Below are 9,540 nucleotides of genomic sequence, written 5' to 3'. Positions count from 1 at the left end.
CGGCACGGCGGTCACGGCCGGGGCGCATCTGATCAGCATGGGCGTCAAACGGCTCGTACGCCGCGCCCGCCCCACCCACGTCGAACCGCTGGTCCGCACCGCCGGACGGCACTCCTTCCCCAGCTCGCACGCCACCTCGTCGGCGGCGGCGGTCGTGGCGTACGGCACGCTCGGCGTCGTCCCGGGCCGCTCGTCGCGCCGCTCGCCGCCGCGATGTGTCTGTCGCGGCTCGTGGTCGGCGTGCACTACCCCTCGGACGTGGCGGCCGGAGTGGCGCTGGGCGCCGCCACGGCCTCGCTGGGCGCGCGGTGGACGCCCGAAGGGGGGCGAGTGGCCCTGACTGAGCCCGCGACCGTCCTGGAACGCGGACCGTCCCCGCGCCGACACCACCGAAGGGCGGGCTCGCACGCGGCCTCCTGCGGACCGCCCGCCCCCGCCAGTGGCTCAAGAACCTCCTCGTCATCGCCGCCCCCGCCGCCGCGGGCGAACTCTTCACGCCCCGCGCGCTGACCCGGCTCCCGCTCGTCTTCGTCCTCTTCACGGCCTGCGCCGCCGCCGTCTACCTGATCAACGACGCCCGCGACGCCGAGGCCGACCGCGCCCACCCGGGTCAAACGCCACCGCCCGGTCGCCGCAGGCCAGGTCCCCGCACAGGCCGCGTACGCCGTCGGCGGCGCCCTCGCCGTCCTCGCGCCGGTCACCGCCACGTGGCTCTGCTCCCCGTACACCGCCGCCCTGCTGACCGCGTACCTCGGGCTCCAACTCGCCTACTGCGTCAGCCTCAAGCACGTCCTCGTCGTCGATCTCGCGGTCGTCACCGCCGGGTTCCTGATGCGGGCGGTGATCGGCGGGCTCGCGCTGGGCATCCCGCTGTCCCGCTGGTTCCTCATCACCACCGGGTTCGGCGCGCTGTTCATGGTCGCCGCCAAGCGGTGATCGGAAGCCGTGCAGCTCGCCGACCGGGCCGGGGCGACCCGGGCGCTGCTCACCGAGTACACCGCCGGATACCTGCGCCTCGTCTGGCAGTCGGCCGCCGGGCTCGCCGTCCTCGGCTACTGCCTGTGGGCCCTCGAAGAGGGCGGCGTCCCCAGCACCAGTGTGCTGCCGTGGCGTCAGCTCTCCATGGTCGCCTTCGTGCTGGCCGTCCTGCGCTTCGCCGTCTTCGCCGACCGGGGCACGGCAGGGGAACCCGAGGACGTCGTCCTGCGTGACCGGGCCCTCGCCTGCATCGCGCTGGTGTGGCTGGCGATGTACGGACTGGCCGTCGCCGACTGGTGATCAGCGCTCAAGTGGGTAACCGGCATCGGGTGACCACGACGAGGGCAGAGTCGGATCATGGACTGGCTGAAAAAGCTCCCCGGGATCGGCCCGCTGGCCGAGCGCCTGATGACCACGCACGCGTGGCGCTCGTACGAACGGCTGGAGCGTGTCACATGGACGCGGCTGGCCGCGGCCATGACGTTCCTCAGCTTCCTCGCGCTGTTCCCGCTGCTGACCATGGGCGCGGCCATCGCCGCGGCGACGCTCGACGAGAACCGGCGGCGCCAGCTGGAGGACCGGCTCGCCGAACAGGTGCCCGGCATCTCCGACCAGCTCGACATCGCCGGGCTCGTCCATAACGCCGGCACCGTCGGGATCATCGCCGGCGCGCTGCTGCTGTTCACCGGCATCGGCTGGGTCGGGGAGATGCGGGGCTGTCTGCGGGCGGTGTGGGAGAAGCCGGAACCCGAGGAGAACCCGGTCCTCGCCAAGGCCAAGGACGCGGGCATCCTCGTCGGGCTCGGCGGCGCGGTGCTCCTCTCCCTCGCGGCGTCCACGGTGGCGTCGGCGACGGTCGGCTGGACCGCGGACCGGCTCGGCGTCGACCGGGACGGGTGGGGTGGGGTCGTCCTCCAGATCGCCGCGTTCGGCGTGGCCGTGCTGGCCGACTTCCTGCTCCTGCTGTACGTCCTCACGCTCCTGCCGGGCGTGCACCCGCCGCGGCGGCGGCTCGTCGTGGCCGCGCTCATGGGGGCGATCGGCTTCGAACTGCTGAAGCTGCTGCTCAGCGGATACATGCAGGGGGTCGCGTCGAAGAGCATGTACGGGGCGTTCGGGGTGCCGATCGCGTTGTTGCTGTGGATCAACTTCACGGCGAAGTTGCTGCTGTACTGCGCGGCTTGGACGGCGGAGGGGAAGGAGGAGGCCGAGGGCGCCTAGTAGCTCGGGGGTGCGTGTGGCTGAGGCGGGCGCGGGTGGTGTGTGGCTGATCGCGCAGTTCCCCGCGCCCCCGAAGGCATGGCCCTGCGGCCCGGCCTTCATCTGAAAAGCACGGGGCGCAGCCCCGGTCGCTTTTCAGGGGCGCGGGGAACTGCGCGATCAGCCCCCACGCTCCCGCGGACCGCAGCGGACGACAGCCCCGCAGACGTGACCCGGAACGGTTCTACTTCCCCCGCCGCAGAGGCCACTTGCGGTTGACCAGGAACACGCCGCCGGCCACCAGGGCGAGCACCCCGCCCGTGATCCCCAGCGCGATCCCGATGCCGCTCGTTCCGTCGGACGCCGCGGAGGCCACCGCCTTGCCGCCCGCGCCGCCGGAGGCCGGCGCGGGGGACGTGGCCGATGCCGTACCCCCCGGCTGCGTGCTGGGGTCGCCCCCGCCACCGGAGGTCTCCGCACCCTTCGGCGGCACCAGTTCACCCACCGGCTGCACCTTGCCCGCCGCCGCGAACCCCCAGTCGAAGAGCTTCGCGGTCTCCTTGTAGACCTGGTTGTGCTCCTCCTCCTCGGGGTGCATGACGGTGACGAGGAGCACCCGGCCGTCCCGCTCGGCGACCCCCGTGAACGTCGCGCCCGCGTTCGTGGTGTTGCCGTTCTTCACACCCGCGATGCCCTGGTAGGCGTCCAGACCGCTGTCGCCCGTCAGGAGCCGGTTGGTGTTCTGTATCTCGAAGGACGACCGGCTCTTCTTGCCCTTCTTGCCCTTCTTCGTCTCTCCGGGGAACTTGGCGCGCACGGTGGAGCAGTACTCCCGGAAGTCCTTCTTCTGCAGCCCCGACCTGGCGATCAGCGTCAGGTCGTAGGCCGACGACACCTGCCCCTTGGCGTCGTAGCCGTCCGGGCTGACCGCGTGCGTGTCGAGGGCCTGGAGCTCCTCGGCGTGGGCGTTCATGTCGGCGACGGTCTGCTTGACGCCGCCGTTCATCGCGGACAGGACGTGCACCGCGTCGTTGCCGGAGCGAAGGAAGACACCGAGCCACAGATCGTGGACGGTGTACGTCTCGTTCTCCTTTATGCCGACCATGCTGGAGCCCGCGCCGACCCCGGCGAGGTCGGTGAGGGCGACCTCGTGCTTGTCGTCCTTGTTGAACTTCGGCAGCACCGTGTCCGCGAACAGCATCTTCAGCGTGCTCGCCGGCGCCAGCCGCCAGTGCGCGTTGTGCGCGGCCAGCACCTCGCCGGACTCCGCGTCCGCCACGATCCACGAGCGGGCGCTGATGCCCTTGGGCACCACCGGCGCGTCACCGCCCAGGTTGGCCTGCGTCCCCGGCCTGCCCAACTGTTCGCCTCCGACGGTCGACATCGCCGCCGGGGGAGTCGCCGACGGGGAGGCGCTGCCGCTCGGGGTCGGGTCGGCGGCGTGGGCGGCCGGGGCGAGCGCCGGGGAGAGCAGCGACGTCAACGAGAGGGACACGGCGAGGGCGGAGGTGACCGGCAGGGAGCGCCTGGCGGTCTTCTTGGAGGCGGGCACGATCGAGAAAGTACATGGCTCCGCCCGGTGAATCCCACCGCGGTTCTCGGTCACCGCGCCGCCCGCGCCCCCGCTCGCACCCCGGCGCGAAGCCCCGGCGGTTGGCGGTGATACTGAACCCATGAAGCTCAGCCGCCCCCTCTCCTGGTTCCTGCTCGCCTTCGGGGTGTGGAGCTGGGTCATCTGGGTCACTTTCATCCGGAATCTCTGGAAGGACGGCAGCGGCCTCGCGTTCGACGACGCGGGCGATCCGACCGCGTACTTCTGGGTGCATCTGACGCTCGCCGTCGTCTCCTTTGTCCTTGGGACGGCCATCGGTGTCATCGGGTTGCGTGGTCTGCGCGCACTTCGTCGGACGACGTGACGGGGGGACGACGTGATGGTGATCGTCTTCGTTCTCGTGGCCCTGCTGGTGCTGGCCGCCTTCGGTGCCCTGCACTGGTACGCCTGGCGCCGACTGGTGCGCGACACGACCCGGGGGCCGGGTCTGGTCAGACGTGTGGGCACCGGTGTGTTCATCGCCGGGCCGGTGCTGCTGTTCGCGGCCTTCGGCGCCGAGCGCGGCGGCGCCCCCTTCTGGCTGCAGCAGACGCTGGGCTGGCCGGGCTTCCTGTGGCTCGCCCTCTCGCTGTACCTGCTGCTGGCCCTCCTGGCGGGGGAGGTCGTACGCCCCCTGCTGACCCGTCTGCTGGCACGGCGTGCCCCGGCACCGGCCGAGCGGCCCGAACCGGCGGTGCGCGAACCGGAGCCGGTACCGGCGGGCGCGAAGCCCACGGACCGGGCCGACGCCACCGGGACCGGCGAGACGCCGGCGACCACCGACGCGACCACGACCACCGACCCGGCCTCCGCCGACGGCACCGCACCCGACGACGCCTCTCGTCTCCAGCCCGCCGGGTCGTCCCCCTCGGGTGTCTCCCGGCGTCTCTTCGTCTCCCGTGTGGTCGGTGGGGCCGTCGCCGCGACCGCCGTCGGGACGGTCGGCTACGGCACGTACGGCGTCGTCCGCGGTCCCCGGGTCAAGCGGGTCACCGTGCCGCTGGCCAAGCTGCCGCGCGCGGCGCACGGCTTCCGGATCGCCGTGGTCAGCGACATCCACCTCGGGCCGATGCTGGGCCGGGGTTTCGCGCAGAAGGTCGTCGACACCATCAACGCGACCCAGCCCGATCTGATCGCGGTGGTCGGCGACCTGGTCGACGGCAGCGTGAAGGACCTGGGCCCGGCGGCGGCACCGCTCGCGGGTCTGGAGGCGCGGCACGGCACGTACTTCGTCACCGGCAACCACGAGTACTTCTCCGGCGCCGAGCAGTGGGTGGAGGAGGTGCGGCGCCTGGGGATGACCCCGCTGGAGAACGACCGCCGGGAGCTGCCGTACCTCGACCTCGCCGGGGTGAACGACGTCGCGGGGGAGGACGACGGGCAGGGCCCCGACTTCGCCAGGGCGCTCGGCGACCGGGACACCTCGCGGGCCGTCGTGCTCCTCGCCCACCAGCCCGTCCAGATCCATGACGCCGTCGACCACGGCGTCGACCTCCAGCTCTCCGGGCACACCCACGGCGGCCAGCTGTGGCCCATGAACTACGTCGCCGAGGCCGCCAACCCCACCCTCGCGGGCCTGGAGCGCTACGGCGACACCCAGCTGTACGTCAGCCGCGGCGCGGGCGCGTGGGGGCCTCCGGTGCGGGTGGGGGCGCCGTCGGACATCACCGTCGTGGAGCTGGCGTCGAAGCAGGCGTGACGGTTCGTCAGCATCTCGTGGGGGGCGCGTAGTTCACGCGCTCCCCACGCTTACCGAGTTCTTTCTCAACTCAACAAAACCCCTCTTCCGCGCGTATGAACGCGTGTGGTTAGGTGATCGGCGCCACCGCGTGGCCACTGAGCGTCGTGGGCCGGGTGGAGTCATGGGAGGGGCGCCTATGCGGTCGGTTCGCATGCGGGTTCTCGCGTCGCTGCTGGTGCTGGCGATCGCGGCGATCGGCGGCTGGCAGTTGCTGCCCGCCCGGCACGACACGGACAGGACGATCACCGTCGGGACGACCGACTCGGTCACGTCCCTCGACCCGGCCGGCGCGTACGACGCCGGATCCTGGGCCCTGTTCAACAACGTCTTCCAGTCGCTGCTGACCTTCGAGCCCGGCGGCGCAAGCCCCGTCCCCGACGCGGCGCGCGACTGCGCGTTCGCCGGCAACGCGCTCACCGTCTACCGCTGCACCCTGCGCCAGGGGTTGAGGTTCCCCAGCGGACGCGAGGTGACCGGGGCCGACGTGAAGTACTCCTTCGACCGGGTCAAGCGGATCAACTCCGACGTCGGCCCCGCCTCGCTCCTCGACACCCTCCAGTCGGTGAGCGTGGACGGGCAGACCGTCAGCTTCCGCCTCACCGCGCCGGACGCCACCTTCCCGTACAAGATCGCGACCGGCGCCGGGGCGATCGTCGACCGCACCGAGTACCCGGCGAACCGGCTGCGCACCGACGGCGGCGCCGACGGCACCGGACCGTACGTCCTGACGTCGTACACGAAGGACCGGCAGGCCCGCCTCAGCCCCAACGAGAGCTACCGGGGCGCCGTCCAGCACACCGGCAGACAAGTCCTCATGCGCTACTACAAGGACTCGGCGGCGCTGGAGAAGGCGTGGCGGGCCCGCCGTCTCGACGTCGCCGCGCGCACCCTGCCGCCCGCCGTGCTCGCGGGTCTGTCGCCCAGCGACCCCGGTCAGCGGGTCACGGAGTCCGACAGCACCGAGACCCGCGACCTGGTCCTCAACGTCCGGGAGAACTCGCCCCTCCACGACCGCCGGGTGCGGCAGGCACTGGCCGCCGTGATCAACCGGGAGAAGCTGGTCTCCCAGGTCTACCGGGGCACCACCGACCCGCTGTACTCCCTGATCCCGGCCGGCGTCACGGGCCACACCACCTCGTTCTTCGACATCTACCCGAAGCCCGATCCGCAGCGGGCCCGCAAGCTGCTCGACGCGGCCGGCGTGAGCATGCCGGTCCGCTTCACGTACGGGTACGCCGAGGGACGGGAGTCGGCCGTCGCCGAGGCCGCCGAGCTGAAGCGGCAGCTGGAGGCGACCGGGCTGTTCTACGTGACGACGAAGGCCTACCCCTGGGCCGACTTCCAGCAGCGTTACGCCGACGGCAGGCTGGACGCGTACGGCGTCGGCTGGGTGGCCGACTTCCCCGACCCCGACACCTTCAGCGGGCCCCTGGTGGGTACCGACGGCTCCCTGAAGAACGGGTACAGCAGCAAGGAGGCCGACCGGCTCGTCCGGGACGGCCGGCGCTACGAGGACCGCAGCCGGGCGGTGGACGACTTCAAGAGCCTCCAGGACGTCGTCGCGCAGGACGTCCCGCTGATCCCGCTGTGGCAGCGCAAGGAGTACGTGCTCAGCACGGAGGACGTCGGCGGGGCGCAGTACCTGTCCGACGCGACCGGGGTGTTCCGGTTGTGGCGGCTGGACTGGATCTGACGGGGTGTCCCGGTTGGGGCGGCCGGACTGGATCTGACGGCGAGCGGGGCCGCGGACGTCTCAGCGCGGCGGCAGGGTCACCGTCACCTCCAGGCCGTCGCCCGGGGACGTGGTCACCGTGACCTCGCCGCCGTGGGCCTCCGCCACGCCCTGCACGATGGCCATGCCCAGGCCGCTGCCGGCGCCCCCGCCCGCCCGGAAGAAGCGGTCGAAGATCCTGGCCGCGTCCTCCTCCGGCAGCCCCGGCCCCTCGTCCGCGACCGACAGCCGCACGGTGCCGTCCTCCCGTGCCACGCACAGGCGGACCGGCACGTCGGCGGGGGTGTGGGTGCGTACGTTGCTCACCAGGTTGCCCAGGATCTGCCGTAGCCCCGACTCGTCGGCGTGCACGAGGAGGGCGCCCTCCGCGGCGACCGTCACGGGGCGTTCGGGCTGCTGGGCGCGGAGATCGGCGGCGGCGTCACGGACCAGGCAGGCCAGGTCCACGTTCCGCAGCCGGAGTTCGGGGTGCTGGTCGAGGCGGGCGAGGGTGAGGAGTTCGTCCACGAGGTGGCCCATGCGGTCGACCTCGCCGTTCATGCGGTCCCAGGCGCGACGGCGTTCGGCGGGATCCGTGAGCATGCCCTTCGTGCGTGCTCTCGCTGTGCCGGACGAAAGCTCTCGTACTGGATGTACTTGGGCTGTCGGCCGGTGCGGCGAGAGTGGGTGCCGGGCGCCGTGGGTGCTGTGCGGGACTTTCGAAACACCCCCTGGCGGGTCGGCCGACCGGCTGGGAGGATCCGTTCCACATCGAGGGTGACCTCGGCGCCGACGGAGTCGGGCAGGGTGACGATCTCACCGGGGGCGTGGACGCGGTGGACCGTGTAGTCGTCCCCGGAGGGGTCCGTGAGGACATGGAGCCGCCCGTGGTGGCGGTCGACCACCACATGGACCGGGACCCCGGCGCCGGCGTAGGCCGACGTCTTGGAGCCCGGCTCCGGCGGGATACCGCTGTGGGCGATGTCCACCACGAGCCGGAAGCAGTCCGGGGCGTAGTGGGTGGCCCTGACGTGGTGTTCGCGGTAGTCGGCGGTGACCACGGAGAGGTGCGGAACCGCATAGCCGCCCGGACCGTCCGGCAGCCGCAGGCCGATTCCCGGGAGCACCCTGCTCGCACCGCGGTGCAGACCGGCCTCGACGCAGCTGAGGAGGACCTCGGTCAGGATCTCCGCATGGGGGCCGTCCCGCAGCGCTACGACGACGATCTGACCGTGGTGGACCTCGGCGCGCCACCCCGGCCGGGACTCCTCGATCTCCTCGGCGATGGACCGAGCGAGGACCATTTGCCCAACCGCTGTGCCATTACGCGCCCCTCCCACTGCCCGCCACGTGCGGTGCCGGAGGCATCATCGCCGTCCGGCGGCGCCGGTGGCGGCGGGCGGAGGCGCTGTCCCCCGATCGTGTCAGCCCGCCGGTTTCCTGCCCCCCGGGTCCGGCAGGACCTTCGTCATCCCCGGCAGGAAGTCCGTGAACAGTTCGTGGACCTCGTGGACGAGGGGGCGCAGGACCCGGAAGCGGGCCAGAGAGACTCCTCTGGTCGTCAGGCGGGCCCCTCGTTCCGCGAGACGGTAGCTGCGTTCGCGGCCCTCCGTGCGGTCGAAGACCCAATAGAGGACGAGACCCATCTGCGAGAGCCACATCAACTCGGGCAGGACCTCGCGCAGTTCCTCCGGTACCTTCGCCTTCGCACCGGCGAGGACCTGGCGGTGGACCGCGATGGACTCCTCGCGCGCCCCCGCCGACTCCGGGGAGAACGGGCTGAGGGGGCTGTCCGGGTCGGCCGCGTTCTTGAAGAACTGTGCCGCGAACTCGTGGTACGGCTCCGCCACGTCCAGCCAGGTCGTCAGGACCCCGGCGATCCGCGCCTGCAGATCCGTCTCCCGCTCCAGCACCGGCCGCACCGCCGCCCGGTGCTCCGCGCCGATCCGGTCGTAGAACCCCTGGATCAGGTGTTCCTTGCCGGCGAAGTAGTAGTACGCGTTGCCGACGGAGACCCCGGCCTCCTTGGCGATCGCCCGCATCGTCGTCTTGTCGTACCCGCGCTCCTGGAAGAGCCGCAGCGCGGTCTCCAGGATGAGCGCGCGGGTCTGCTCGGACTTGGCGGAGCCGCCCCGGGGGCCGCCGGGTGCCCCGTCGTCGTCGGCGGCCGGTGGCTCCGCCACGGGGGGCTCGGGGCCGGACTCTGCGCTGGGTTCGTCGTTCACTGCGGGCACGGGCAGAGCCTAACCAGTCGGGCAGGTACCGCTGTCGCAGCCGCCGGGGAGGGCGGGGGAGGGGGCGCCGGGCGCGGTCCCGGAC

6 protein-coding genes and 4 pseudogenes are annotated in these 9,540 nt (G+C 72.2%); 6 read left to right on the top strand and 4 right to left on the bottom strand.

Features of this window, described 5'->3' with window-relative positions:
* The 3 genes and pseudogenes from AOK23_RS46830 to AOK23_RS17170 all read left to right on the top strand — a co-directional run.
* Positions 1 to 324: pseudogene (locus AOK23_RS46830) on the top strand (phosphatase PAP2 family protein); the annotation flags it as partial.
* 92 nt (positions 325 to 416) lie between these two features.
* Positions 417 to 1,278: pseudogene (locus AOK23_RS17175) on the top strand (decaprenyl-phosphate phosphoribosyltransferase).
* Positions 1,279 to 1,335: 57 nt separating this feature from the next.
* Positions 1,336 to 2,199, top strand: coding sequence for a YihY/virulence factor BrkB family protein (locus AOK23_RS17170; RefSeq protein ID WP_055713585.1), 864 nt, complete (start codon positions 1,336 to 1,338; stop codon positions 2,197 to 2,199).
* Between the two features lie 223 nt (positions 2,200 to 2,422).
* On the opposite strand, the gene AOK23_RS17165 is transcribed toward AOK23_RS17170, so the two are convergent.
* Positions 2,423 to 3,730, bottom strand: coding sequence for a D-alanyl-D-alanine carboxypeptidase family protein (locus AOK23_RS17165; protein WP_055713584.1), 1,308 nt, complete (start codon positions 3,728 to 3,730; stop codon positions 2,423 to 2,425).
* Between the two features lie 121 nt (positions 3,731 to 3,851).
* Between AOK23_RS17165 and AOK23_RS49840 the strand changes: the two genes are divergently transcribed.
* The 3 genes from AOK23_RS49840 (at position 3,852) to AOK23_RS17150 (ending at position 7,203) form a co-directional block, all read left to right on the top strand.
* The gene (locus AOK23_RS49840) at positions 3,852 to 4,094 is read left to right on the top strand and encodes an SCO4848 family membrane protein (protein ID WP_055518845.1); all 243 of its coding nucleotides are present in this window, start codon (positions 3,852 to 3,854) and stop codon (positions 4,092 to 4,094) included.
* Positions 4,095 to 4,109: 15 nt separating this feature from the next.
* On the top strand, positions 4,110 to 5,468 hold the full coding sequence (locus AOK23_RS17155) for a metallophosphoesterase (RefSeq protein WP_055713583.1): 1,359 nt from the start codon (positions 4,110 to 4,112) through the stop codon (positions 5,466 to 5,468).
* A gap of 178 nt (positions 5,469 to 5,646) precedes the next feature.
* On the top strand, positions 5,647 to 7,203 hold the full coding sequence (locus AOK23_RS17150) for an ABC transporter substrate-binding protein (protein ID WP_055713582.1): 1,557 nt from the start codon (positions 5,647 to 5,649) through the stop codon (positions 7,201 to 7,203).
* Between the two features lie 60 nt (positions 7,204 to 7,263).
* On the opposite strand, the pseudogene AOK23_RS17145 reads toward AOK23_RS17150, so the two are convergent.
* The 3 genes and pseudogenes from AOK23_RS17145 to AOK23_RS17135 all read right to left on the bottom strand — a co-directional run.
* Positions 7,264 to 7,917 (bottom strand): annotated as a pseudogene (locus tag AOK23_RS17145) (sensor histidine kinase); the annotation flags it as partial.
* 80 nt (positions 7,918 to 7,997) lie between these two features.
* A pseudogene (locus AOK23_RS17140) lies at positions 7,998 to 8,525 on the bottom strand (Uma2 family endonuclease); the annotation flags it as partial.
* A gap of 120 nt (positions 8,526 to 8,645) precedes the next feature.
* The gene (locus tag AOK23_RS17135) at positions 8,646 to 9,404 is read right to left on the bottom strand and encodes a TetR family transcriptional regulator (protein WP_107102803.1); all 759 of its coding nucleotides are present in this window, start codon (positions 9,402 to 9,404) and stop codon (positions 8,646 to 8,648) included.
* Positions 9,405 to 9,540: the final 136 nt, after the last annotated feature.

This window comes from Streptomyces torulosus, from assembly GCF_001419765.1.
In the GTDB taxonomy this organism is placed as follows: domain Bacteria; phylum Actinomycetota; class Actinomycetes; order Streptomycetales; family Streptomycetaceae; genus Streptomyces; species Streptomyces torulosus.
Note: the sequence above shows the minus strand (reverse complement) of the source record. Positions and strands in the feature narration are given on the sequence as shown.